General features: G+C 40.5%; 26 protein-coding genes. 23 read left to right on the forward strand and 3 right to left on the reverse strand.

The genetic code is table 11. From position 1 onward, the window contains the following. The first annotated feature begins 6 nt into the window (after positions 1 to 6). The 12 genes from ACXADE_RS02355 to ACXADE_RS02410 all read left to right on the forward strand — a co-directional run bounded on the left by ACXADE_RS02355 (position 7) and on the right by ACXADE_RS02410 (position 10,549). Positions 7 to 879, forward strand: a complete 873-nt coding sequence (locus ACXADE_RS02355) for a TIGR03943 family putative permease subunit (RefSeq protein WP_474978908.1) — start codon at positions 7 to 9, stop codon at positions 877 to 879. Positions 880 to 1,358: 479 nt separating this feature from the next. Beyond that, complete coding sequence (locus tag ACXADE_RS02360) at positions 1,359 to 1,736, forward strand: hypothetical protein (protein WP_474978909.1); 378 nt, start codon at positions 1,359 to 1,361, stop codon at positions 1,734 to 1,736. Positions 1,737 to 1,845: 109 nt separating this feature from the next. Continuing rightward, positions 1,846 to 2,286 carry a Fe-S cluster assembly sulfur transfer protein SufU gene (sufU, locus tag ACXADE_RS02365; RefSeq protein ID WP_474978910.1) on the forward strand — a complete coding sequence of 147 codons (441 nt, stop codon included), beginning with the start codon at positions 1,846 to 1,848 and terminating at the stop codon, positions 2,284 to 2,286. Further along, positions 2,273 to 3,250 (forward strand): CobW family GTP-binding protein, encoded by a 978-nt coding sequence (locus ACXADE_RS02370; RefSeq protein ID WP_474978911.1) that lies wholly within the window; start codon positions 2,273 to 2,275, stop codon positions 3,248 to 3,250. Before sufU ends, ACXADE_RS02370 begins: the two co-directional genes overlap by 14 nt. A 58-nt stretch (positions 3,251 to 3,308) precedes the next feature. Then, complete coding sequence (locus ACXADE_RS02375) at positions 3,309 to 4,421, forward strand: NAD(P)/FAD-dependent oxidoreductase (RefSeq protein WP_474978912.1); 1,113 nt, start codon at positions 3,309 to 3,311, stop codon at positions 4,419 to 4,421. Then, positions 4,415 to 6,088: a nucleoside recognition domain-containing protein gene (locus ACXADE_RS02380; protein WP_474978913.1), complete on the forward strand. Its 1,674-nt coding sequence runs from the start codon at positions 4,415 to 4,417 to the stop codon at positions 6,086 to 6,088. The genes ACXADE_RS02375 and ACXADE_RS02380 overlap by 7 nt, the downstream gene beginning before the upstream one ends. 17 nt (positions 6,089 to 6,105) lie before the next feature. Then, positions 6,106 to 7,305, forward strand: a complete 1,200-nt coding sequence (locus ACXADE_RS02385) for a GTP-binding protein (RefSeq protein WP_474978915.1) — start codon at positions 6,106 to 6,108, stop codon at positions 7,303 to 7,305. A 21-nt stretch (positions 7,306 to 7,326) separates the two neighbouring features. After that, positions 7,327 to 7,890 (forward strand): dCTP deaminase, encoded by a 564-nt coding sequence (gene dcd, locus ACXADE_RS02390; protein ID WP_474978916.1) that lies wholly within the window; start codon positions 7,327 to 7,329, stop codon positions 7,888 to 7,890. Between the two features lie 30 nt (positions 7,891 to 7,920). Next, on the forward strand, positions 7,921 to 8,190 hold the full coding sequence (rpsN, locus tag ACXADE_RS02395; protein WP_474978917.1) for a 30S ribosomal protein S14: 270 nt from the start codon (positions 7,921 to 7,923) through the stop codon (positions 8,188 to 8,190). Positions 8,191 to 8,211: 21 nt separating this feature from the next. Beyond that, positions 8,212 to 9,093 carry an FAD/NAD(P)-binding protein gene (locus ACXADE_RS02400; RefSeq protein WP_474978919.1) on the forward strand — a complete coding sequence of 294 codons (882 nt, stop codon included), beginning with the start codon at positions 8,212 to 8,214 and terminating at the stop codon, positions 9,091 to 9,093. Continuing rightward, a complete protein-coding gene (locus ACXADE_RS02405) occupies positions 9,090 to 9,359 on the forward strand; it encodes a hypothetical protein (protein ID WP_474978920.1) in 270 nt (89 codons plus the stop codon). Before ACXADE_RS02400 ends, ACXADE_RS02405 begins: the two co-directional genes overlap by 4 nt. 11 nt (positions 9,360 to 9,370) lie before the next feature. After that, on the forward strand, positions 9,371 to 10,549 hold the full coding sequence (locus ACXADE_RS02410) for a GTP-binding protein (protein WP_474978921.1): 1,179 nt from the start codon (positions 9,371 to 9,373) through the stop codon (positions 10,547 to 10,549). 45 nt (positions 10,550 to 10,594) lie between these two features. On the opposite strand, the gene ACXADE_RS02415 is transcribed toward ACXADE_RS02410, so the two are convergent. Both ACXADE_RS02415 and ACXADE_RS02420 read right to left on the reverse strand, forming a co-directional pair. Continuing rightward, positions 10,595 to 11,521 carry a TIGR03943 family putative permease subunit gene (locus tag ACXADE_RS02415; RefSeq protein WP_474978922.1) on the reverse strand — a complete coding sequence of 309 codons (927 nt, stop codon included), beginning with the start codon at positions 11,519 to 11,521 and terminating at the stop codon, positions 10,595 to 10,597. 15 nt (positions 11,522 to 11,536) lie between these two features. Next, entirely contained in the window at positions 11,537 to 12,541 is a 1,005-nt protein-coding gene (locus ACXADE_RS02420) for a permease (RefSeq protein WP_474978923.1), read from the reverse strand. Between the two features lie 158 nt (positions 12,542 to 12,699). Between ACXADE_RS02420 and ACXADE_RS02425 the strand changes: the two genes are divergently transcribed. From ACXADE_RS02425 to ACXADE_RS02460, 8 genes are all read left to right on the forward strand, one after another. Next, positions 12,700 to 13,473, forward strand: coding sequence for a metal ABC transporter ATP-binding protein (locus tag ACXADE_RS02425; protein ID WP_474978924.1), 774 nt, complete (start codon positions 12,700 to 12,702; stop codon positions 13,471 to 13,473). Further along, entirely contained in the window at positions 13,473 to 14,330 is an 858-nt protein-coding gene (locus tag ACXADE_RS02430; RefSeq protein ID WP_474978925.1) for a metal ABC transporter permease, read from the forward strand. Before ACXADE_RS02425 ends, ACXADE_RS02430 begins: the two co-directional genes overlap by 1 nt. Then, positions 14,327 to 14,737, forward strand: a complete 411-nt coding sequence (locus ACXADE_RS02435) for a Fur family transcriptional regulator (protein ID WP_474978926.1) — start codon at positions 14,327 to 14,329, stop codon at positions 14,735 to 14,737. The genes ACXADE_RS02430 and ACXADE_RS02435 overlap by 4 nt, the downstream gene beginning before the upstream one ends. Before the next feature lie 110 nt (positions 14,738 to 14,847). Beyond that, complete coding sequence (locus ACXADE_RS02440; RefSeq protein WP_474978927.1) at positions 14,848 to 16,638, forward strand: metal ABC transporter solute-binding protein, Zn/Mn family; 1,791 nt, start codon at positions 14,848 to 14,850, stop codon at positions 16,636 to 16,638. Between the two features lie 124 nt (positions 16,639 to 16,762). Then, positions 16,763 to 17,062: a hypothetical protein gene (locus tag ACXADE_RS02445; RefSeq protein WP_474978928.1), complete on the forward strand. Its 300-nt coding sequence runs from the start codon at positions 16,763 to 16,765 to the stop codon at positions 17,060 to 17,062. A gap of 252 nt (positions 17,063 to 17,314) precedes the next feature. Continuing rightward, complete coding sequence (dhaL, locus tag ACXADE_RS02450) at positions 17,315 to 17,932, forward strand: dihydroxyacetone kinase subunit DhaL (RefSeq protein ID WP_474978929.1); 618 nt, start codon at positions 17,315 to 17,317, stop codon at positions 17,930 to 17,932. Then, complete coding sequence (locus tag ACXADE_RS02455; RefSeq protein ID WP_474978930.1) at positions 17,913 to 18,707, forward strand: triose-phosphate isomerase; 795 nt, start codon at positions 17,913 to 17,915, stop codon at positions 18,705 to 18,707. The genes dhaL and ACXADE_RS02455 overlap by 20 nt, the downstream gene beginning before the upstream one ends. A 341-nt stretch (positions 18,708 to 19,048) precedes the next feature. Further along, entirely contained in the window at positions 19,049 to 19,966 is a 918-nt protein-coding gene (locus tag ACXADE_RS02460; protein WP_474978931.1) for an endonuclease I family protein, read from the forward strand. Positions 19,967 to 20,019: 53 nt separating this feature from the next. Here ACXADE_RS02460 and ACXADE_RS02465 read toward each other — a convergent pair whose 3' ends face one another. Continuing rightward, positions 20,020 to 21,534, reverse strand: coding sequence for a glycine betaine uptake BCCT transporter (locus ACXADE_RS02465; RefSeq protein WP_474978932.1), 1,515 nt, complete (start codon positions 21,532 to 21,534; stop codon positions 20,020 to 20,022). A gap of 357 nt (positions 21,535 to 21,891) precedes the next feature. Here ACXADE_RS02465 and ACXADE_RS02470 point away from each other — a divergent pair, with 357 nt between their 5' ends. The 3 genes from ACXADE_RS02470 (at position 21,892) to ACXADE_RS02480 (ending at position 24,601) form a co-directional block, all read left to right on the forward strand. Beyond that, positions 21,892 to 22,743 (forward strand): DegV family protein, encoded by an 852-nt coding sequence (locus ACXADE_RS02470; RefSeq protein ID WP_474978933.1) that lies wholly within the window; start codon positions 21,892 to 21,894, stop codon positions 22,741 to 22,743. Positions 22,744 to 22,782: 39 nt separating this feature from the next. Further along, entirely contained in the window at positions 22,783 to 23,442 is a 660-nt protein-coding gene (locus ACXADE_RS02475; RefSeq protein WP_474978934.1) for a carboxylesterase family protein, read from the forward strand. Between the two features lie 106 nt (positions 23,443 to 23,548). Next, the gene (locus ACXADE_RS02480; RefSeq protein ID WP_474978935.1) at positions 23,549 to 24,601 is read left to right on the forward strand and encodes a bifunctional transcriptional activator/DNA repair enzyme AdaA; all 1,053 of its coding nucleotides are present in this window, start codon (positions 23,549 to 23,551) and stop codon (positions 24,599 to 24,601) included. The last annotated feature ends 36 nt before the right edge of the window (positions 24,602 to 24,637 follow it).

Raw genomic sequence — 24,637 nt, forward strand, 5'->3', positions numbered from 1 at the left:
TGGATGATGCGCTTTCACTTTTATCAATTTTTAAAGCTGATCCTATTGGCCGCCTTTGCTTTTTTTCTTATACAATTGCATCACACCGGGGATATTGTGAAATTAGTCAACCCCAAATATGTTCTGATGAGTCAGGTGGCCGCTGGAGTTACCCTCCTCTTGTTTTTCGTCCAGTTGGGAAGAGTATGGGATGGGAAATCCAACGAACATGCATTCTGTCATCCTGGTTGTACGGAGGACCATGATAACAAGCAATCGTATCTCAAGAGGTGCGTGAGCTATTTGGTTCTCCTTTTTCCTTTATTCACAGGGTTTGGACTAGAGCTGACATCCCTGGACGCAACAATCGCTAAAAATAAAGGCTCCCTTTTGCCTCAAGAAGAAAATTCTTATCAAAGGGAACAATTATCCAATCCACCGACTCTTGATGAGAACAAGCCGATCCCAAATACCAACTATTTAACAGATGAAGAATATGAACAAAGGATGGATCGTTTGAACAATGATCTGATTCAGATGAACGAGGATATTTACGCTTCTTATTACCAAGAAATACAGACCAACCCCCATAAGTTCATAGGGAAAACGATTCAAATGAAAGGCTTTGTGTTCAAGGAGGAGGGGTTAGATACTAATCAGCTGGTAGTGGCAAGGTTTCTGATCACCCATTGTGTTGCCGATGCCAGTGTCATTGGATTGTTGAGTGAGACTAACCAGGCAACCAATCTTAGTGAAAATACATGGGTGGAAGTAAACGGAATGATAGATGTACAAGATTACAACGGTGTAGAAATCCCATTCATACGGATAAAAGAAGTCATCCAAATTCCTGAACCAGCAAACCCATACATTTTCCCTATATTAACGAAAGTCCTTTAGACAAAAGCACCTGCCTCACTCCGTACCATGATTGTAGAAGGGGGGAGGGGGCAACAGGGTGCTTTTTAAAGGGTTATCAATGATCTTCCTTCAGGTTGCAACGATACATCCATTTACTTTATATAAGAAAACCAGCTGCATATTATAAGACTGACCTGCTCTGTGATGTTTTTAATCTTGACTTTAATGGCAGGTATACAATTGTTGCCGAATCAAAAATATAGGATAACGAAAGTTGCCGTGGTTATTTGAAGTGTATATCCTAATGATTTATTTGTTTTTTATAAAAATGAATGCAGAAGTGGATTGCAAAATATTTAAATATGTGATTTAATACCCTTATTCGCTAATAGTAATGATTACTGTTTTTTTTTTAATTCACTCCTAAGAGGTGAATAGGTAGAGTATGGATGGAAGGGACAAAATGTTAGCAATGACCTGTCTGACCGATATGGCTCGGAATATATAGAGGTGAAACGATGAGTGAATATCTACTTAAAATACTAACGGAGAACATAATTAGGGCTCTACCTGAACAACAGAAAGAAATATATCATTATGTCATGAAGATGGAAGATGATATAGCAGAGGAAGTCGGTTCTCAAGCAGAGTTTATGAGTCATCTCAGAAATATTTCGCCGCATAAGCATGCAGCGGAACATTTTAATATGACGTTGTTTGAACTTTTGCACATGATGAAGCAGGTAGAGGAAAAGATTAGTCGTCAGCTAATACCTATGATGGACGCTGTTAAATGGAAAGATTGCACGGAATTCGTTCGATCCAGGTCGCAATTAAAAGAAAATCAAAGGGTGTTTTTTGTATCCATTCCTGGAGTCGATCGTTTACAGGAATAATTTTTTTGTTTAAAATAAAACGTAATGATTACATTTTAAGCGAGAATTAAGTTTTTTGAGGCCGTTTACGGTTTTTAAATAACAATCAATACTTATAGGGGTGGAATATATGCTGGACGATTTATACCGTCAAGTTGTTATGGACCACGCAAAATATAAACGGAACTATGGAACGATGGACGGAGAACGAGGAATCTATAAAGTTCATTATAAAAATCCTACCTGCGGGGATGTGATGGTTCTATATGTAAGCGAAGGAGAGGAAAGAATTGAGGATTTATCCTTCGAAGGCGAAGGCTGTAGTATTAGTATGGCTTCATGCTCAATGATGACGGAGCTTTTAAAAAACAATACCTTGGAGGAATGCCTGATTAAGAGGGAGGCCTTTGAACGTTTAATCAGGGAAGGTGAACGTGAGGATGAGGTTGACTTAGGCGATGCACCTTCTCTGGAGGGAGTACACAAATTACGAGCAAGACATAATTGCGCACTTATGCCTTGGCAAGCTCTTGATAAATGGTTGGAGGAACAAGGTTATGTTAGAAAATGATTCAAGAATTCCTGTAACAATAGTGACGGGTTATTTAGGCGCAGGGAAAACCACTTTTCTTAATCAAGTTCTCAAGCAAACGGAAGAAAAAGTAGCTGTTATTGTGAATGAGTTTGGAGGTATAGGGATTGACGACCAGCTTATTGAACAGACCAATGAAGAAATTATTGAAATTAATAGTGGGTGTATTTGCTGTAATGTCCGTAAAGATTTAATCGATACGTTATCCATGCTTGCTATATCAAAGAAAGAAAAGATGGTTGAGTTTGATCGGATTATTATTGAAACTACAGGTCTTGCTGATCCTGCTCCAGTGGTACAAACGTTCTTAATGGATAAGGAAATGATTGAAGGTTATTTTATCGACGGGGTTTGTACACTGGTAGATGCTAAGCATATTTCCAGGCACTTAGATCAACAAGGGGAAGCTATCAACCAAATAGCTTTTGCGGATATTATTCTCGTCAACAAAATTGATTTGGTAACAAAAAATCAGCTTACTGATTTACAGAAAAGACTGGAAGGAATAAATCCCACTGCGTCTCATCAACTTTGTGAGAATAGCCACATTCAATTGGATAAGGTTCTGGGAATTTGCTCATTTGACTTACAGGAAAAACTTAAGGTGAATCCAGATTTTTTAAACAACCACCACCATCACCACGATGATGAAATATCTTCCTTAGCTCTGAAAGAAGAGAAACCCTTGAATTTAAGAAAACTAAATCTATGGTTATCTTTTCTAGTTCAAATTCAAGGGGAGCGTTTATATCGTTACAAAGGTGTATTGAACATAAAAGGAAAAGATAAACGCTTTGTCTTTCAGGGTGTTCATATGCTTTTTGCTGGTGAGGAAGGTAGCTCGTGGGGAGATGATGAACGGATCAGTGAGCTAGTATTTATCGGAAAGAACTTAGATAAACAAAGGCTTGCTGAACAGTTTCAACAGTGTGTGATAACCTAGTTGGATTTTGTTATTTTTTAATCGTAACAATTACTATTAAACAGAAAGGAGGATTTCCATGAAACATTACGATGTCGTTATTGTAGGTGCAGGTGCTTCAGGAATTGGAGTAGGAATTTTGATGAAGCAAATGGGGTGTGAAAATTTCTGTATTATTGATCGTGGAGAGATTGGAGAAACATTTCGGAGATGGCCGAAAGAAATGAGATTTATTACCCCATCGTTTCCTTCTCAAGGATTTGGTCAAACAGACCTAAATGCGGTAGCACCTAAAACATCACCAGGTTATACGTTGAATGAAGAACATCCTACAGGAGAAGATTATGCGGAATATTTAGAGTTGCTTGTGAACCACTATGAATTACCTGTCAAAACAGGAGTAGAAGTGAAAGAAGTAAATAGATTGGAGAGTAGGTTGTTTGAGATTAACACATCCCAAGGATCATTCTCTAGTACGTTTGTTGTATGGGCAGCCGGGGAGTATCAATATCCAAATCAAGAGGTTTTTCCTGGTGCAGAACTATGCATTCATAACAGTCATGTTCATTCTTGGGAGGATATGAAAGAAGATGAGTATCTTGTTATAGGTGGGTATGAAAGTGGACTTGATGCAGCGTACCAGTTGAATAAAAGGAAAAAAAACACCCGTCTTTTGGCAAAGACCCCGACCTGGAAAATTGATAGTAGTGATCCTAGCACTATATTATCTCCCTATACATTTAACCGGATGAGAGAAGCTATAACTGAAGGAAGAATCAAAATTTATGAGCATCAAACGGTTGTTTCCGTAGCTAAGGAAAATGACGTTTACTATGTGAATACGGCAGAAGGACAGCAATTTACGAATCATTCTCCACCGATTTTAGCTACAGGTTTCAAAGGCAGCACCTCTTTGATTTCTCATTTATTTGAAAATGGAAAGCATGGAAAGCCCTTAGTAAATGATCAAGATGAATCTACGAAGTGTGAAGGCTTGTTTCTGTGTGGACCCGAGTTACGTCACGACAGTCATGTGTTCTGCTTCATATATAAGTTTCGTCAACGCTACCCGGTCGTTGCCAAGGCCATTGGCTCGCAATTGAATCTTAATATGGAGATTCTTGATTTATATAAAAAAGAAAGTTTTTATTTAGATGATCTTTCAGATTGTGGAGAGCGTTGCGAATGCTGACGGAACAGAGGAAGGAATCGGTAGGAGCAGTAGCTTTAGCAGGACTTGAATCTGTGGGGAAAACGGCTTTGTTCAGGCATCTGACAGGCCATCAAACGGGAGTAGAAACCAATGTTAAAGGATCTACTGTAACCATATCAAGCGGTGCGATGAAGAAAGATTCTTCGGTAAAAGTATTCGATACTCCAGGTATTCGGTACAAAGATGATAGCGTTACGACTCAAATGGCGTTGAATCAATTGAAAGATTTGGAAGAGGTTATTTTAGTTGTAAAAGCCCCGAGTCTAAAAGATGATTTGCTCCTTTTAGAAGAACAATTGGGATTACGCGGGAAGAACGTTGTGGTTATAGCTACTCACAGCGATAAATATCAACCAGGTGAAGAAGAAAAACAGTACACCCGAAATTTGTTAAATGTCCCTGTCGTATGGTGCAATAGTCGTTCACTTAGTCAGGAAAAACAAAACGAAATATGGGAGGCCATTCAGACTGCCTCTATTTGGGAATTGAACAACAATCTATTATCGTTTTTACCCTCTGGTGTAGAAGAAGTAAACGCAAGGTGGCTAGAAAGAATACTTGCTAAACGGTTGATCGGACCTATCTTTGCTTTATTCATAGTTATAGGCATGTTTGCAGGACCGGTTTTTGCAGCGTATTTATTTTCTAGTTATATTCAGCCTATATCAGAAGAGGCACTGTTAACCCCTTTGAAAGAAAGCCTTGTAAATTCTCCAGATCTTATTCAAGCCTTTTTAGTAGGGAGCTATGGTGCATTAACTCTTGGATGGTACTCTTTTTTATGGGCGTTTCCAGTGGTTTTTCTCATCGGTTTAAGTGTGGCAATAACAGAAGAGACAGGTGTCCAGGAACATATCACCTATGCGTTGAACCCATGGCTGATGAAAATTGGCTTATCAGGAAGAGACCTGATTCCTGTTCTCACTGGTTTTGGATGTAACGTTGTAGCTGTTATGCAGAGTAGGAGCTGTAGCAGCTGTACAAGAGAGGCTTGTATTTCTATGATTTCTTTCGGTTCGGCTTGCAGCTATCAAATCGGTGCATCTCTTTCATTATTTGGTTCAGCTGGTCACCCGCTTTTGTTTATTCCTTATATATTCCTATTATTTATGGTAGGGGCTATGCACACTAGAATCTGGGAGAAGAGTTCTTCCTCTCTAGCTCCTGTTCCTTCTCTCCCATATTTGCAGTCTGTTACATGGAGAGGGGTTAAGTTTCGCTTAACGGGTATATTGAAGCAATTTTTAATTCAAGCAATGCCTATTTTTATTATCATCTGTATCGTGGCTTCTCTACTCCAATACTTGGATATTATTAAAACCATGGCAGCACTCCTTTCCCCTTTATTAACATTGTTTTCGTTACCTGCGGATGTAGCTCCAGGGGTGGTGTTTTCTATATTCCGTAAAGATGGAATGATGGTATTAAATGAAGGACAAGGGTCTCTGCTTCAAACGCTGGAAATATGGCAGGTGTTTGTGGTTGTATATTTAGCTTCTACACTGTCTTCTTGCCTTGTCACCTTGTTTTCCATATCCAAGGAAATGGGAGTCATACACGCCATGAGAGTCTTAGGTAAACAAATGGCCACTTCAATTATTAGTACTTTAATTCTAGCGGTCACCTTGTCTACATTATTCAATTAAAAGATAGGAGGTACTTTATGAAAAAGAAAATACCGGTTACAGTCTTAAGTGGTTACTTAGGCTCAGGGAAAACCACGTTGCTTAACCATATACTAAACAACCGGGAAGGACGTAAAATCGCTGTCATCGTTAATGACATGAGTGAAATTAATATCGATGCAGACTTAGTAGAAAAAGGGGGACATTTCTCAAGGGTAGATGAGAATTTAGTGGAGATGTCCAATGGCTGCATTTGCTGTACCTTGAGAGAAGATTTACTGATTGAAGTGGAGAAAATTGCAAAGGCCGGTGACATTGATTATATCGTTATTGAGTCAACGGGAATCAGCGAGCCTGTACCAGTTGCTCAAACATTTTCTTATATCGATGAGGAAATGGGCATCGATCTTACCCAGTTCTGTCGTATAGATACGATGGTTACGGTCGTGGATGCTTATCGGTTTTGGCATGATTATGAATCTGGGGATCGCCTATTGGATAGAAAGCAGGCCGTAGGGGAAGAAGACGAACGGAATTTGGCGGATCTGCTTATCGACCAAATTGAATTTTGTGATGTCCTTCTATTAAATAAATGTGACATGGTGACGAAGGAGCAATTGGATTCATTGACAAAAGTTGTGCAGACATTACAGCCTGATGCTGAAATTATCCCAACAACGTTTAGTGAAATCGACTCAGAGAAGATTTTAAATACACACCGTTTTAATTTTGAGAAGGCGAGTCAATCGGCTGGCTGGCTCAAGGAATTAATGGCAGGTCCCGAGGATCATACCCCAGAAACTGAAGAGTATGGTATTCAATCGTTTGTGTATAAGAGAAGGCTCCCCTTTCATTCTATGCGCTTCTACGATTGGATCAGCCGAATGCCAACTTCTATCGTACGAGCAAAAGGAATTGCCTGGTGTGCCACAAGGAATGATTTAGCGCTTCTTTTATCCCAAGCAGGCCCATCTGTTTCCATAGAGCCTGTCTCGTACTGGGTAGCTGCACTGCCAAAAGAACAAAAAGATCGTACGATTATGCAAAACCCTGATGTCTTGAACGATTGGGATGTGGAATTTGGAGATCGAATGACCAACCTCGTTTTTATTGGAGTTGATCTTGATCAAAAGACGATTACCAATGAGTTGGACGAGTGCTTGTTAACTCCTGAAGAGACGAATGAGGATTGGTCCGAGATGAAAGATCCCTTTAATTGGGAAGTGAGATCATCCTAATCTAACAAAGAAGGTGCTGAAATGATATTATCCAGTGAGTCAATATTGAATAAGGTAGAGGAGGACGAGTTGGGAATTGATCCATTCAACTCGGAGCATCTTCAGCCTGCTTCTATTGACTTGACGCTAGGCAGTCATTTTATGACAGTAGATGAGCACAGTACAGGTGAAATTTCTGTAAGACAAAAAGCTCCCTATCGCGACATTTATATCGGCCATCGTGAATCTATTATTATACCTCCTCATTCGTTTATGCTTGCGACTACGAAGGAATGGGTGAAATTACCTAATGATCTTACAGCATTCGTGGAAGGCAGAAGTTCAATTGGAAGGTTAGGGTTGTTTGTTCAGAATGCTGGCTGGGTGGATCCAGGTTTTGAAGGGCGTATCACTTTAGAATTATTTAATTCAAACCGTTCCCCGATTGAACTGATTGAGGGATGGAGAATCTGTCAACTAGTGCTCGCGCACATGGATCAACCAACAAAAGCTTATAAAGGAAAATATTTTGGTCAATCGAGTACAAAGGCGAGTGCCATCTATGAAGATAAAGAGAATCAATTTTTCCGTTTTTTTAAATCGTAATTATTACTTATAAAGGATAGGTGACTACAAATGGCTAAAAAATCAAAAGTAGCTAAAGAAAAAAAGAGACAAGAAATGGTGGCGAAATACGCTGACCTTCGAAGGGAACTAAAAGAAAAAGGAGATTATGAAGCTCTTAGAAAGCTTCCACGTGACTCTTCTCCCACTCGTTTAAATGGAAGATGTGAAGTAACCGGGAGACCGCGTGGATATATGAGAAAGTTCAAAATGTCTCGCATTGCCTTTAGAGAATATGCCCATAAAGGCCAAATTCCAGGTGTGAAAAAATCAAGCTGGTAAGGAAAAAGGGGACCTGTATTTATGTTTAAGTGGATCATCATTGGTGGTGGTATTCAAGGATGCTGTGTAGCAAGACGGCTTCTTGAAGAAAAAGTGGATGTAGAAGAGCTTTTAGTTATTGATCCCTATCCAGAACCCATGACAATGTGGCGAACATTAACCGAAAGAATAGGTATGCCTTATTTAAGGTCTCCTTCCGTTCATCATCTGGACACTGATCCTTATAGTTTAAAGAAGTACTCAAAAACAAAGGACTACGCTCAGCCTTTTAGAGGAAAATACGCTAGACCGCTTTTGGAAATGTTTAATCGGCATAGCTTAGATGCAATGGATCGTGCTGGAGTGAATCAGTGTTGGAGACAAGGGACTGTGAATGGGATTTGCAAAAAACAAGGCTTTTGGAATGTAACCACTTCTGATGGTTGTATGGTTCAAGGGGAAAGAGTGGTGCTTGCTATGGGTGTGAATCATACACCACTATACCCTGATTGGGCACACAACGAGACCATCGGTTTGAGTCATGTGTTTGATATGGATAAACCTCTCCCCGGTGAAGGAAATGTGGTCATTGTAGGAGGAGGGATGACAGCTGCTCATCTGGCTTATACTCTATCAAATTCAAGCTCCATTGATTCAACGACCTTAGTGAAGCGTCATCCTTTTAGAATAGAGGATTTTGACAGTGACCCTGGGTGGCTTGGTCCGAAATATTTAACAAGCTACGACCAGGTGGACTGTTATGAAAAACGACGCTCACTTATCAAACAGGCAAGGCATAAAGGGTCCATTACAAGGGATCTCCATGTGAAATTAAACCAACAGGTGAGTGCAGGGAAACTTACGATCTATACAGACGATATAGTAAAAGCTCACAGTATAGGGGGGGAGCTGAACTTCAAATGAAAAATGGATATACAGTTTCCGGGCAGTCTCTAGTGCTGGCTACAGGATCAGAATCAACTATGCCAGGAATGGAATGGATTCAGCCAATGGTTGATCAACACAATCTACCTTGTGCCCCGTGTGGCTTCCCCATTGTTCAATCTTCCCTGGAATGGAAGGATGGGTTATTTGTCGCTGGGGCTCTTGCTGAATTAGAAATTGGGCCGGTAGCAAGAAATATTTCAGGTGCTAGAAAAGCTGCGGAACGAATTGTGCAATCCGCATAGGAGGAGTTAAATTGTCAGACAAGGTACCAGTAACCGTTTTGAGCGGTTATTTAGGATCTGGAAAAACGACGTTATTAAATCACTTGTTACACAACAGAGAGGATCGTAAAATTGCTGTTATTGTAAATGATATGAGCGAAGTAAACATCGATGCAGACATGGTAAAGCAAGGTGGATTCAGCAGAACAGAAGAGAAATTGGTTGAATTACAGAATGGCTGCATTTGCTGTACTTTGAGAGAAGATTTAATTAAAGAGGTAGAAAAGCTCTCAGAACTGGACATCGATTATATCGTTATTGAGTCAACGGGGATTTCAGAACCAATCCCGGTTGCCCAGAGCTTCACTTATGAAGATGAAGAACTTGGAATCAATCTTGGAAATCACTGTCGATTGGACACGATGGTAACCGTAGTAGACGCCAATCGTTTTTGGGAGGATTATGGATCAGGAGAAAACTTGCTCGACCGTAATCAAGGGGCAGATGATAACGATGCTAGAGAAATTATTGATCTATTAATCGACCAGATTGAATTTGCGAATGTTATTCTTTTAAACAAGATAGATTTAGTGGAAGAAATCGATCGAGAGGAATTAAAGGGAGTCTTAAAACAATTAAATCCTGATGCTAAAGTGATTGATACGAGTTACAGTCAAGTGCCTCTCGATGAAGTTTTGAATACGGGTTTATTTAATTTTGAACAAGCAAGTCAGGGAGCTGGGTGGATTAAAGAACTAAATGAAGAACATGTCCCGGAAAGTGAAGAATATGGGATTGGCTCTTTTGTTTATCGGAGAAAGAAGCCGTTCCACCCTGAGCGATGGAAGAATTGGTTAGAGGATTGGCCGGCAGGGATTGTTCGAGCCAAAGGATTTTTTTGGCTAGCTTCGAGAAATGACATGTCTGGGTTATTATCCCAAGCTGGAACTTCTCTTGCTATCCAAGGAGTCGGAGAATGGATCGCTACGTACCCAGAACAAGAACGTGAAGATATTTTGAAAGAAGAACCAGAGTTAGCTGAGCGATGGGATGGTACGTATGGGGATCGTATGACGGAATTAGTATTTATCGGTATAGAGATGAATAAAGAGGATATCATAAAGGGGCTCGATCAGTGTTTGCTGACATCTGAAGAGATGGAAACGGACTGGAATGAATTCCATGATCCATTGCCAGCCTTTACAGAGTGAGGTCATAAAAAAAGTCATAGCCTTGGGAGGCTATGACTTTTTGCTTTACCCAGAAAATTCCAAGTCTTCATACACATAGGGCTCTGCCGGTGTCTCTATGGGCTCTATCGATTGGGGCTCAATTAAAGGAAGCTCCCATCCATTATACTCTATCTTTTTTAGTGTTCCAGTTACTTCAATCCAGGTGTCATTCTTATATTGTCCAAGATTTTCTCCTTGGACAAGGATTCCATATATGCCTGCATCGGCTACACAGCAGCTAATACCGAATCGCCCGACGACGATTTGGTTGTCTGGAAGTTTATCCTCTCGAAAAACAAATCCATGAGTCGTAATTTTTTTTCCGACGTAGGCATCCATTCCATTTTCCATTAACGTTATGGTGCCTATATAGTTATCCTCATTCATGATGATTTCGTCCGTTTGCTGTAACTCCTTATATAACTCAGGGTGTCTTTTTTGTGGTGTTAGAACCCCTGGACTGTCCGTCAGTTGATCATCAGTATTTGAATCCTCTAATGCTTTGTTATCCTCTAGATCTAAATCTTTTTCTTTGTTTTCATCTCCAGAGTCAGGGGGGGCGTTGATGTCAGACTTCGTAGAAGCTGAACGCATTTCATATTTGAAACCTTTATTAGAAGCGGCAGAACTTCCAATGACATGGTCAGAAAACATCATTCCCGTCATGACGGGCACGATGAATAAGAGATAGATAAACACGGAGCGTAACTTGGAGCTGGAATAATCATGATCGTGCCCGCACCCGCAATCATGGGTTTCCTCCTCAAATCCGCTCCTGAAATATTGGATACCTCCAAGAATACCAAGGACAACCAGGGTGAAATACATGTAGGGCATCATCCTTGGGGCAATGAACTTTTGGATGTCTCCTGAGAGAATAAGTTTGGTCAGGAACAGTACAAAGCCGAATAATATAATACTTCTAAGGAATTGGTGCGACAGTCGATTCAACTTATCCTTCCTCCTTTATAAATAGAATAGGTCGTACATGACTGTAATCGTGTAAACAACGAAGGTTACAATGACAATAAAAGTTAAAACGAATCGTTTTCTGAAGTAAGCCATCATCAAAATCGTATTCTTTAAATCGGTCATAGGGCCATAAACGAGAAAAGCGAGAATGGAGCTTGAAGAAAACAAACCTTTAAATGAAGACGCAACGAATGCATCGGCCTCTGAACATAAAGATAAGATGTAAGCGAGCCCCATCATTACTGCAGGTCCGGCTAATACTCCAGTGCCAATGTCCAATAACGTTTCTCTGGCAACGTATGTTTGTACAACACTAGCAAACAAAGCTCCTAATATGAGGAATTTCCCCATATCAAAAAATTCATCGCTTGCATGTTGAAAGGTTTCTGCAATCTTTCCTACACGGTCGTTGTCATGATTATGGTTGTGGGTCATGCCGAGAGTCGCTTTCTTATTTAATTGCCAGCTGTTACCAAAATACAAATAAATTAAACTGCCGATGACGAGTGATACAATCAAAGCAAGACCCATTCTCATCCATGCAATGGAAAGATCTGTTTGGAAAGCGTAGAACGTCGATAAAAATACAATCGGATTAAGTACGGGTGCCGAAACGAGGATGACTATACCTACGTGGAGGGGCATTCCTTTTTGAATTAATCTTCTAACAATCGGGACAATTGCACATTCACACACAGGAAAAATGGCACCGATAGCAACAGCAGGAAACAGTGCGAGGACAGGGTTTTGTGGTATGTACTTTTTCAGTGTCTCTTCTTTCAAAAATGTTTGAATGATGGCTGAAATAAATACGCCCAGCAGGACAAAAGGAACGGCCTCTAATACAATACTGATGAACATCGTGTTTAAATCTAAAAGAGAGGAAGGAATTGAGAGCATATTTTCAAAGGGAAGTGTATCCCCGAATAAAAAAAGAGCGAAAAAGATTACCAATAAAAGATAGCTTATTCTAGATGAAGAAGAATGTTCTTGATTCAATTGGAATCCTCCTTTACAATTACAATTAAGATGAATTAAATCGTAATGACTTTGGATTTCTGACAACTACTATTAACTAAGATTTATTAGTGGTTGTCAATAGAAAAAGTGTAATTCAATATAATTCGTAATGATTTTTATTTTGTGAGGGATATAGCATGAATGATGGAAAAATAGTAGAAATGAAAAATGTTTCTTTTAGATATGATAAAGAGTGGGTCGTAGAAAATGTGAATTTTTCTATTCATAAGGGACAGTTTCTCGGATTAGTCGGACCAAATGGTTCAGGTAAATCTACTTTAGTGAAATTGCTTCTCGGTCTCGTGAAGCCTAACAAGGGTAATATCCACGTATTTAACCAGCCGATTAAACAGTTTAATAATTGGAAAGAAATCGGGTATGTTTCCCAAAAGTCCAACAGCTTTAACTCGGGGTTTCCCGCGAATGTATTAGAAGTAGTGAAGTCAGGGCTTGTTTCCAGATTGGGAGCATTCCGGTTCTTTAAACGTCAACACACTCAAAAAGCTTTGGAAGCTTTAAAAGTTGTTGAAATGGAAGACTATGCAACTTCTAATATCGGAGAGTTGTCAGGTGGCCAGCAACAGCGTGTATTTATTGCCAGGGCTCTTGTTAGTGAACCGTCGCTCCTTATCCTGGATGAGCCGACAGTCGGTGTGGATGCCAAACATGTTACGGAGTTTTACAATCTTTTAGGGAAACTAAATAAGGAAAATGGCATCACTTTGCTTATGATTTCTCATGATATAGGAACCATCACCGAGCATGCGACACATGTAGCATGCATGAATAAAACCATTCATTTTCATGGTGCTTCCGATGAATATGATCAGTTTAGTGACCAGGATTTGAATCGTCTGTATGGACATACCGTACAGCAGCTGACCCATAACCATGGGGAGGTGACCTCGTAATGTTCGAAAGCTTTATTCAGTATGAATTTTTACAAAATGCAGCGATTACTGGTCTATTAATTGGACTGGTTGCCCCATTACTTGGTGTCTTTATTGTTGTTCGCAGGCTTTCCTTAATTGCAGATGCTCTTTCTCATATTACATTAACAGGAATTGCAGCAAGTCTGTTGTTAGAAAAAAGAGTATCCGGGATCAATGATTGGAATCCGGTTTATATGGGAATGGCCTTCTCGGTAATAGGGGCTGTATTAATTGAACGCTTAAGAAAGGTGTACAAGCATTATGAAGAGTTAGCCATTCCTATTATCCTCTCGGGGGGGATTGGACTAGGAGTGATCTTAATCTCTCTAGCAGATGGATTCAATACAGACTTATTCAGTTATCTATTCGGAAGCGTAACAGCTGTGAGTCGTTCGAATATGTGGACCGTTTTCATCATAACTTCTATAGTCATCTTAATTGTCTTTCTGTTTTACAAAGAATTATTTATCTTATCATTTGATGAGGAACACGCCTCTATTTCAGGGGTGAATGGGCGATGGGTTCATCTATTGTTTATTTTAATGGTAGCCCTGGTTATTGCTTCTTCGATGCAAGTGGTAGGAATCTTGCTCGTATCAGCTTTGATGACATTACCTGTAGCTTCAGCTTTACGGATTTCAACGAGTTTTAAACAAACGATTGGACTATCGGTTCTGTTTGGTGAAACTTCTGTTATTATCGGTTTGTTCTCCGCTTATCACTTGAGCGTACCTCCGGGTGGAACGATTGTTATGACAGCGATTCTTATTCTAATTTTGACCATGGCTTATAAAAAGGTGAGCACACAATTCTGGGTAAGGGGTGAAGCATTATGAATTTGAATACAGCCATCCAAATGTTAAAGGAAAAAGGATATAAACACACAAAGCAAAGAGAACGTATGCTGGAGATTTTTGTGAATCAGGATCAATATATTGCGGCAAAAGAAATTTTAAGAATCATTCAAGAGGATTTTCCAAGTGTGAGTTATGATACAATTTATAGAAACTTATATCTTTTAACGGATGAGGAATTGTTAGAAGCGACAGTGCTTCATGGAGAGAAACATTTTAGGCTGGCATGCAATTCTAACGGGCATCACCACCACTTTATTTGTACTATTTGCGGGAGTACTAAAGCGGTTGAGTTCTGTCCAATGAATACAATGGATGACAAACTGGAAGGTTACCAAATAGAAAATCATAAATTTGAAATTTACGGAGCATGCCCTGAATGTCATTAAGCCGGTTTAAATGAACCGGCTTATCTTTTGTGAATGGGGAGTAATGATTACTATTTACAATAAGTAATGATTACGATAGAATAGTTTGTGGAAAAAAAGGAGGAAAAGTAATGTTAAAAAAATTCGTAGGCGTTCTTAGTCTATTAGCTTTAATTTTTGTAGTTACTGCTTGTGGAGAAGAAGAATCAAGCAACAGTGAAGAAGGTAAAGAATCAGAGAGTTCGAATGAAGAATTGAAAATCTATACAACGGTTTATCCTCTTCAGTTTTTTGCAGAGCAGATCGCGGGGGATCAAGCAACTGTAGAATCAATCCTGCCTCCAGGATCAGACCCTCACACATATGAACCAACTTCAAAAGAAATGGTAGAAATTGCAGAAGCTGATGCTTTCATTTATAACGGAGCTGGTTTAGAGTCCTATGCCAAGCAAATCTCAGAATCTATTCAATCTGAAGATGTCAAAATACTAGAAGCATCAAAAGGGATCGATTTAAAAGAGCATGTCCATGCTCATGAGGGAGAAGAAGGAACACATGAGGACGAACATGCTCATGAAGGAGAAGAAGGAACACATGAGGACGAACATGCTCATGAAGGAGAAGAAGGAACACATGAGGATGAACATGCTCATGAGGGAGAAGAAGGAACGCATGAGGACGAACATGCTCATGAAGGAGAAGAAGGAACACATGAGGACGAACATGCTCATGAGGGAGAAGAAGGAACGCATGAAGATGGACATGCTGGACATGATCACGGTGACCAGGACCCCCACGTCTGGCTAGACCCTATCAAGTCTATTCAGTTAGCTGAGAACATTAAAGATACACTAATTGAGCTAAATCCTGAGCAAGAAAAAGCCTTTAATGAGAACTTTGAAGAATTAAAAAGTAATCTTGAGAGTCTAGATCAAGAATTTCACGAACAACTGGAAAATGCACCAAAGAATAAATTCATTGTTTCTCATGCTGCTTATGGATACTGGGAACAAGCCTACGGCGTTGAACAAATTTCTGTTTCTGGATTAAGTCCTACCAATGAACCTTCACAAAAAGAGTTGGAAACCATTATTGAGACGGCTGAACAGCATAACTTGAATCATGTCTTTTTTGAACAAAATGTTACTCCTAAAGTTGCGGATGTCGTTAGAAAAGAAATAGGAGCAGAATCCCTGCGTCTTCATAATTTATCAGTATTGACGGAAGAAGATATTAAAAACGAAGAGGATTATTTCACTCTAATGCACCACAATTTAGAAGTATTAACAGAAGGTTTATCCGAATCATCCACCGGATCAGAGGACTCTTCTAAATCAGAAGAACAAAGCGATCACAACCATAACCATGCTGATGATGAAGAAGCACAACAGATTTATGAGGGATACTTTAAAGATGATCAAGTGAAGGATCGTCAGTTATCTGACTGGGAAGGAGAGTGGCAATCTGTGTATCCATATCTTCAGGATGGGACACTTGATGAAGTGTTTTCTCATAAGGCGGAGCATGACAATGAAATGACAGCTGAAGAATATAAAGAGTATTATAAGAAAGGTTACCAAACAGATGTGGAACGTATAGTAATTGAAGATAATAAAGTAACGTTCTTCAAAAATGGAGAAAAGTCTACTGGGAAGTATAGCTACGATGGTTATGAAATCCTTACTTATGAAGCGGGAAATAGAGGGGTCCGTTACATTTTTAAACTAAATGAAGAGTCTGGGGATCTTCCTCAATATATCCAATTTAGTGATCACAGTATCGCTCCAACTGATGCAGGTCACTATCACCTCTATTGGGGAGATGATCGTGAAGCTCTATTGGATGAAGTCAAGAACTGGCCTACCTATTATCCGTCAGAAATGGATGGTCATGATATTGCTCATGAAATGATGGAGCATTAATCATCACTGATCATAATAATTAATGATTTTATCTAATTTATAAGCTGAGGACCGATTTTATGGTCTTCAGCTTATTTTGGAATTATGTGATTCTTGAATATACAAAGTATTGAGAGGAAAAAGCATGATATCAACTCAAAAAATTATAGATCTTACTAAGAAAAGTGATTTCACCATTCCAGTTAAATGGAAAAGAAAATTATATATAGAAGAAGGACTTATAGTATCACTAAGAGTGAATAATAATAATGTTGTTATTAAGCTCGCTTCAAATAATACCCTTGATGTAATAAGTACTATAGGAAGAAAAGGCCGTATCTATGTTCCTAAAGAAATCAGGAACTATTTGGAGAGAAAGAAGACCAATAAGTTGCATATCTATATAGAAGAAAGTGAGCTGTCTATTATATTAGTACCTTCTTAAATAGACTACTTTCCATAATATATTGCGGAGCAGTTTCTAGTGACAGCTCTTATCTTTTTTACTTCTAAGTGTTGTTATGCGAAATCTAAGTATTAAAAATCCTCGTTCAAAAATACAAATGGAACGCTTAGAAAAATTAAGAGTCAAACGAGCCTAATTCCTTTTTTTCAGCCGTTATTGCTTTGACTAACGTAAAATTTATAATATTTCTAAAGCCTAAGGAGAAATAAAAATGTCAGTCAGGTTAAAGACATGTTTTTATACGTTGGAGAAAAAGTAAGGGAAAACAAGTCATATTTAACTAAAATCGATAGCGCAATCGGTGATGGCGATCACGGCACAGGGATGTCTATTGGATTCAAAGCTGCTGCTGAAAATTTAAGTGAAAAAGAATTCTCAACGATCAATGAAGTATTTAAGACAATCGGGATGTCGATGGTTCAGTCAATGGGAGGAGCATCGGGGGTAATATTTGGCACTATGTTTATGGGAGGAGTTAAAGGACTCGACGCTTATAAAGAAATGAATGCGGATACATTAGCTGGAATCTTCGAGAAATCTTTAGAAGCGATTAAAATAAGAGGTAAAGCAAGCCTTGGTGATAAGACATTAATTGATGCTCTGGAGCCTGCCGTAGAAGGGCTGAAAGAAAGTGCTGGTAAGTCTGATCTTTTAGTAGATGCTTTGGAACATGCTGAATATCTAGCTGAAAAAGGTGTTGAAGATACTAAGGAATATGTTGCGAAATTTGGGCGAGCAAAATCATTAGGCGAACGATCTATTGGTTATCAGGATGCTGGTGCTACCACAGTTTTTATTATCTTCAAGTCAATGAAAGAATGGGTGAAAGATGAAGCAACAAATGAATAAAAATTGGATTGGAACAAACTGGAAAATGACGAAGAGTATTGAAGAGGGATTAACCTATACAGAAAATCTGATACCGGTCTCTGAAAAAATCTCTTCGCGTATAGAGATGTTTTTTATTCCTTCTTTCACTTCTTTAATACCTTTGCAAGACTCCCTTGTGCAAACCCGAATCCATCTTGGAGCACAAAATATGCACTGGGAAAATGAGGGGGCGTACACAGGCGAAATTTCACCTAAAATGCTTCAGGAGATAGGTGTTGATATAGTAGAACTTGGTCATTCAGAGCGTAGACAGTACTATAACGAAAATGATCAGGATATCAACAAAAAGGTACATGCAGCCTTAAATTCTGGATTTTCACCTCTGGTTTGTATAGGAGAGAATATTGAACAAAAAAATTTTGCTATTTCACGAGAAACGATAGCTATGCAATTAAAAACTTGTTTAAAAGGTATATCTAAAGAACAAGCCGAGAAAGTATTGGTAGCTTATGAACCTGTTTGGGCTATTGGGGAGAAAGGTGTCCCTGCTGATCCAGCCTATGTTTCATACATCCATCACTTTATCCGCGAAGTACTAGAAGAAATGTTCGAAGAAAGTAGTTTTAATATCCCTCTATTGTTTGGAGGGAGTGTCAACCAGAATAATTTTTTAGATTATATTCATAGCCCTAACGTAAATGGATTGTTTATTGGTAGAGCTGCATGGAACGCTCAAAGCTTTGAAAATATCCTGACGGTACTTGACGAACAAATAGCCAATAATATTTTATAATTACATGAACATTTACTGGAACTTTTTGTGTTTTCCTGAATTCTGGTTGTTTTACTTCCTCTCCTTTATAAAAAGATGACGAGCAAATACTCGTCATCTTTTTAATTTTATTTTCTAATAAACCATTATTATCATCATGGGTTGTGGCTGTCATTGTCATTTCATAATAGTAGAATATACCTTTCTTAAGGATGTAACTAAAACTCGTTTGATTTCTTTGAACCCTTTCTTGTTTTTTTGCTCTCTTTAAAAGGGGATTTTATCGAATGAATGGAATGCATAGAGTAAGAGGGGGAAGAAGAAGGTAACACCTTGTAGAAATTATTAGAGGAGGGATCAAAGTGGATAAAATAATCAGCCAGGCGATTTCCGTATCACCGGACTCCGAAAGAATAGACCAACTCATTAAACAAGTAAAGAGTAATAAAGCAGCGATAGAAAAAGATCAAAAGGTCTACTTTGATGAAAGTAAAAACAATCAAACGAAACAAGAATATTATGCTTCCGTTGACTTTTCGAATACTGATGTCAGCACGGTGTTGGAGCAAGTGAAGGGATTAATCCAAGGGACACATGAGAATTACTTACGCTATGACCCGAGCTCACACGTTTATCCTTGGGTAGATCTGCGACCTGACGGGAAGCTGCAGAGCATCTATTCAGGAGAGGTGAGGGAGCCGGAGGATGTCATCCAGGAAGATTGTGTGGCTTCCCGGAAACGTGAGCAGAAAATTAGATCAGGCAATGAGGGAGAGGATCTGCTGCATGTGATGGCAGAGGCTGTTAGCGCTTTTAAATACAATTGTGAACATGCCGTTCCTCAATCCTGGTATGACGCGCAGGAGCCTATGCGGGGGGATCTGCATCAGTTATTTACATGTGAACCTCTCTGTAATTCTATTAGAAGTAATTATCCTTATCATGATTTTCTGGATTATCCAGCTGGACAAGAGGCGGGGGTTCTTCGAATCGAAGATCAATGCGGGAAAGCAGAGGATGAATTATTTGAACCGGAATTCGCTAAAGGCACGGTGGCTCGAGCAATGCTTTATTTTTTATTGAGATATCCGGGTGGTATGGAACGAAATCATAGAGGGGAAATAGATGTGGATCTCATGCTGGAGTGGCACAGGAATGAACCTCCTGAACTCTATGAGCTTCACCGGAACCAGGCGATTTATGAGCTTCAGGGAAATCGGAACCCGTTCATTGATTATCCGGAAGAAATGGTTGTGTTGTTCGAAAATGAGCAAGGATAAAAAGCGCCTGCAGCTACTTCACTAATGTTTAAGTGAGCGGCTGCAGGCTTTTTTCAGGCTGATTGATCTGTAGTATTCTCGTCGCTCTTTTGAAGTGCTGCTCGATCAGCACGCAGGGCCTTGAACAGCGAGTAGACCATCAGCAGCATAATGAACGAGAAAGGGAAGGCGGCAGCGATCAAAGCATTCTGTAAGGCTGTCAGCCCTCCTGTGTATAAAAGAACAGCAGCGATGGTTGACTGCGCAATCCCCCAGACGAATTTCACTGTTTTCGGTGGGTTAAGCGATCCATTAGTCGTCTGCATACCGAGAACGAAGGTGGCTGAATCGGCAGACGTGATGAAAAAGGTCCCGATCAACATCATAGCTATGATGGATAAGAATACGCTGAGAGGAAACTGCTCAAAGACGCCGAACAGTACCTGTTCGTCCGGAAGACTAGCGATATCCGCGCCATCTTGCTGGGTTTGAATGCCTGTGGCTCCAAAGGCTGTCATCCAAAGAAAGCTGACGACAGAAGGGACTAAAAGAACCCCGGATAAAAATTCGCGAATGGAACGACCTTTGGATACACGCGCAATAAATATCCCTACAAAAGGGGCCCAGGCGATCCACCATGCCCAGAAGAAGACGGTCCAATCCATCACCCATTGACGCTCTTCTTCACTGTTTGGATTGAGACGTAAGCTCTCGGTTGCAAGCGTTTGAATATAGGATCCAAGGGTATCTGTGAAAGTATTGGCGATATAAACGGTGGGTCCGATCACGAGCATCGTAATAAATAAAATAGCAGCAAGTCCCATATTGGCGTTACTCAAATACTTAATTCCTTTACTGAGACCCGTATAGGCGGAAAGCATAAACAAGCCGGTCACTACGACAATAATCACGAGCTGAACCCAGAACTGTTTTTCGATATCCAATAGGTAAGTGAGTCCGCCGTTAATTTGAGCAGCACCGAAGCCAAGCGTTGTGGCGACACCGACAATGGTAGCGAATACGGCGATTACATCAATGGCTTTCCCCCAGGGACCTTTCATTTTATCCCCGAAGACAGGCTCTAAAGTAGCACTGATTAATCCAGGTTTTCCATGGCGGAATTTAAAATAGGCGAGGATTAATGCGACGATCGCATATATGGCCCAAGCATGAACACCGTAGTGAAAAAAGGTGATCCGCATAGAGTCACGGATCGCTTCCGTCGTTCCTGGTTCTGCAAGTGGAGGAGTTTTTATAAAGTGGGAGACGGGGGAAGCGGCACCATAAAATACCAGACCTATACCCATGCCGGCGCTGAATAACATGGCAAACCATGTAGAATAACTGTAGTCAGGTTTGTCGTTTGGTTTTCCGAGTTTTATCTTTCCGTACGGGCTGAAAATTAAGTATAAACATACGATGACGAACAGAGATACGATCAGTAAGTAGTACCATCCAAAGTGAATGGAGATGTAGTTCTTTACGCTTGCTGATATGGTTTCGAAGTTCGCAGGTGCAAGGGATCCCCACACCGATGCAAACAATGTAATAGCAAGCGTGATCCAGAATACAGATGTCAGCTTCTTCATTTTTCTCTCCTTTCAGAACTCTACCTCATTTGAAAAAATAGGTAAAATTCAGTGCTATGTATCATCTATACCCCTGGAAATTGAATGTAAACAAGGAATGGTTCACCCTGAGTTATGGAGTGATTGTTATTGAAAGCTGTATCCAGTACGACCTTTTGAAGACTGGGTGTTGGTAAATCATCAAGATTCTCTACCATTCTAATTCCTACTAAAGAGATAATCTCAGACATAGTCTCACCTGTTTGGTGGCGGTGATGGATAAGTGATCACAAGGAGAATGAGAGGGTTTCGTGTATAGTGAAATATAGACGAGGAACAGGGAACATAGACTAAAACGATAACCAAGGGGGAAACAGCATGCGAAGAATCATTTTATCGACTGAAAGCGGGGCTGACTTACCAGCTGAACTAGCCGAAAGGTATGATGTTCAAGTCGTCCCTATGCACATTATCATGGACGGTAAGGATTATTTAGATGGTTCCTTGCCAGTCGAGCAAATCTATGATTATTACAGAAGCACGAAGAAAATACCCTCTACAACCTCCACCAATGCTCATGAGTACCAAGAGTTTTTTTCTACCATAAAAGATAAATTCCCGGACTGTATCATTGTTCATATTGGATATACTTCAAAAGCGTCCTCTTCTTTTCAAAATGCTGTCCTAGCTGCTGAGGAATTTGAAGACATTTTTCTTATTGATGCTCTGAATGTTACGGGGGGATTAGCTGCGATTGTAGGGTATGCTGCGGAGTTATTAGAGAAAGAACCGGATATTGTCCCGGCACGGCTCGTTGAGCAAATAGAGGCCATCGTTCCTAAAACAAGGCTTGCATTCATCCCTGGCAGCCTGGAGTTCCTCAAAGCTGGAGGTAGGGTCAGTAATATGGCTTCTCTCATAGGGGCTGTACTGAAAATAAAGCCTTGCATCGAGTTGAAAGATGGGAAGCTTATGTCTACAAAGAAGTACCGGGGGAACATGAGTGGAGCAACGGTGAAACTCTTGAACGATTACTTGAGTGAATTCAATTTGGATCGTGAGCAACTCTATTTGATCTACTCTATTGGACTAGACGAAAAAATCAAGCAGAGACTCGAGAAAGCTGCCAAAGATCACGGTTTCCAGAATGTGAGATGGATCCAGGCAGGCGGTATGATTTCGACCCATTCTGGACCCGGGGGATTCGGGGTGGCAGGAATAGAGAAATAGTACATCCGGTCAATGAATCGCATAAAGGAGGAATGAATCTTGCAAAAACATGGCCAAGTAAAAGGACAATACCAGGGAGAAACCCCTCTGAAGTATCTATTGCATTTACCTGAAAACTATCGCCTGGAGAGTGATGAAAAATGGCCGCTCATTCTCTTTTTACATGGAAGAGACGAAAGTGGTTCTGACTTAGAGCGTGTAAAGACCCAGGGTATTCCTAAAGAAATAGAAGCGATAGGAGATTTTCCCTTCATCGTTGTTTCTCCCCAGTGCTCCGAGAATTCCTACTGGACGGAGGAACTTGAGCCTTTAAACAACCTGCTGAATGAAATCCAATCGGAACACCATGTAGATCCGTCGCGCATATACCTCACGGGTTTAAGTATGGGAGGATTCGGTACGTGGCATCTAGCCGCTAAGTCTCCCGAACGTTTTGCAGCGATTGCCCCTGTTTGTGGGGGAGGGGATGTAGGAATGGCAGAACGCTTAAAGAATATTCCTATTTGGGCCTTTCATGGTGATGAGGATCATGTTGTACCTTTAAGACGGTCGCTCGAGATGGTGGAAGCGGTAGAAGAGCAGGGAGGACAGGTTCTTTTGACGATCTATGAAGGGGTAGGGCATGATTCCTGGACGGACACTTTTGAAAATCCAAAGTTGTATGAGTGGTTCCTCCAGCATTCGAAAGATGGAGGATGAACGCATACAAGAAAAAATCAATGCCTGATTATCGGCGGCGGAAATTCAAAACCCTACTATACTATAGAAGTAGCCGATCTTTGAAAACTGGTAGAGAGGTGTTCTGATGATCGACGAGCTTAAGAAAAAAGAATTCTATCAAGCATTACTGGAGAGAAACACCGAATATGAAGGTTCTTTTTTTGTAGGGGTGAAGAGTACGGGCGTTTTTTGCCGTCCGACATGTCCGGCTAGGAAACCTAAATTTGAGAACTGTGAATTTTTCATGACTCCTCAGGAAGCGCTGCTCTCCTCGTTTCGTCCTTGTAAACGATGCACGCCTCTTTCTCACCCGAACCAGGTCTCCGAACTTGTTCAAAAGCTTGTGCAGGCCGTTGAAGAAAACCCGGAGAAAAAATGGCGGGAGAAAGATTTCCGGGAACTGTCTGTCGACGAATCAACGGCCCGCCGGCAATTTAAAAAGCGTTTTGGGATGACATTTGTCCAGTACGCCCGTGCAAGAAGAATGGGGCTTGCGATGAAACAAATCAGATCGGGGCAGGCTGTTATTGATGCACAATTAGACACAGGCTATGAATCCAGCAGTGGGTTCAGGGATGCTTTCTCCCGCATTATGGGAGATGCCCCGACGTCGGTTCAGGAAAATCGCATCCTTAAAGTCTCTTGGGTGGATACAAGGATGGGGCCGATGATTGCGATCGCAGATGACGCCGATCTTTATCTTCTCGAATTTGTGGACCGTCGTGGGTTGGAACGGGAGGTTGAGGTTCTCAGGAAGAAAACGAAGGCAGCGATCATCCCAGGGAAAACCGAGCCTATCCAATCCATTGAACGGGAGTTGGATCTTTATTTTAGTGGACAGTTGACAGAATTCAAAACATCCATCAAATGGCTGGGAACTCCTTTTCAAAAAACGGTGTGGGCAAAATTGCGAGCGATTCCTTTTGGTGAAACCCGTACGTATGCTGACATTGCCTGCGAACTGGGGAAGCCTACGGCTACGCGTGCGGTGGCTGGCGCCAATGGGGCAAATCAGATAGCTCTTGTGGTTCCCTGCCACCGGGTCATTCGCAGTGACGGAACCTTAGGGGGGTATGGCGGAGGAATCGCACGAAAGAAAAGGTTGATCGACATAGAGTCCCAAAGGACGATAACTTAATAAAGGTTTTACTCTTCTAATAAAGATGACGAGCGT

It is taken from the genome of Halobacillus sp. ABR2_026 (assembly GCF_056158545.1).

Coding starts and splice junctions, on each gene's coding strand:
- ACXADE_RS02355 (WP_474978908.1), top strand. CDS start 7: ATGCGCTTTCACTTTTATCAATTTTTAAAGCTGATCCTATTGGCCGCC.
- ACXADE_RS02360 (WP_474978909.1), top strand. CDS start 1,359: ATGAGTGAATATCTACTTAAAATACTAACGGAGAACATAATTAGGGCT.
- sufU (WP_474978910.1), top strand. CDS start 1,846: ATGCTGGACGATTTATACCGTCAAGTTGTTATGGACCACGCAAAATAT.
- ACXADE_RS02370 (WP_474978911.1), top strand. CDS start 2,273: ATGTTAGAAAATGATTCAAGAATTCCTGTAACAATAGTGACGGGTTAT.
- ACXADE_RS02375 (WP_474978912.1), top strand. CDS start 3,309: ATGAAACATTACGATGTCGTTATTGTAGGTGCAGGTGCTTCAGGAATT.
- ACXADE_RS02380 (WP_474978913.1), top strand. CDS start 4,415: ATGCTGACGGAACAGAGGAAGGAATCGGTAGGAGCAGTAGCTTTAGCA.
- ACXADE_RS02385 (WP_474978915.1), top strand. CDS start 6,106: ATGAAAAAGAAAATACCGGTTACAGTCTTAAGTGGTTACTTAGGCTCA.
- dcd (WP_474978916.1), top strand. CDS start 7,327: ATGATATTATCCAGTGAGTCAATATTGAATAAGGTAGAGGAGGACGAG.
- rpsN (WP_474978917.1), top strand. CDS start 7,921: ATGGCTAAAAAATCAAAAGTAGCTAAAGAAAAAAAGAGACAAGAAATG.
- ACXADE_RS02400 (WP_474978919.1), top strand. CDS start 8,212: ATGTTTAAGTGGATCATCATTGGTGGTGGTATTCAAGGATGCTGTGTA.
- ACXADE_RS02405 (WP_474978920.1), top strand. CDS start 9,090: ATGAAAAATGGATATACAGTTTCCGGGCAGTCTCTAGTGCTGGCTACA.
- ACXADE_RS02425 (WP_474978924.1), top strand. CDS start 12,700: ATGAATGATGGAAAAATAGTAGAAATGAAAAATGTTTCTTTTAGATAT.
- ACXADE_RS02430 (WP_474978925.1), top strand. CDS start 13,473: ATGTTCGAAAGCTTTATTCAGTATGAATTTTTACAAAATGCAGCGATT.
- ACXADE_RS02435 (WP_474978926.1), top strand. CDS start 14,327: ATGAATTTGAATACAGCCATCCAAATGTTAAAGGAAAAAGGATATAAA.
- ACXADE_RS02440 (WP_474978927.1), top strand. CDS start 14,848: ATGTTAAAAAAATTCGTAGGCGTTCTTAGTCTATTAGCTTTAATTTTT.
- ACXADE_RS02445 (WP_474978928.1), top strand. CDS start 16,763: ATGATATCAACTCAAAAAATTATAGATCTTACTAAGAAAAGTGATTTC.
- dhaL (WP_474978929.1), top strand. CDS start 17,315: ATGTTTTTATACGTTGGAGAAAAAGTAAGGGAAAACAAGTCATATTTA.
- ACXADE_RS02455 (WP_474978930.1), top strand. CDS start 17,913: ATGAAGCAACAAATGAATAAAAATTGGATTGGAACAAACTGGAAAATG.
- ACXADE_RS02465 (WP_474978932.1), bottom strand. CDS start 21,534: ATGAAGAAGCTGACATCTGTATTCTGGATCACGCTTGCTATTACATTG.
- ACXADE_RS02470 (WP_474978933.1), top strand. CDS start 21,892: ATGCGAAGAATCATTTTATCGACTGAAAGCGGGGCTGACTTACCAGCT.
- ACXADE_RS02480 (WP_474978935.1), top strand. CDS start 23,549: ATGATCGACGAGCTTAAGAAAAAAGAATTCTATCAAGCATTACTGGAG.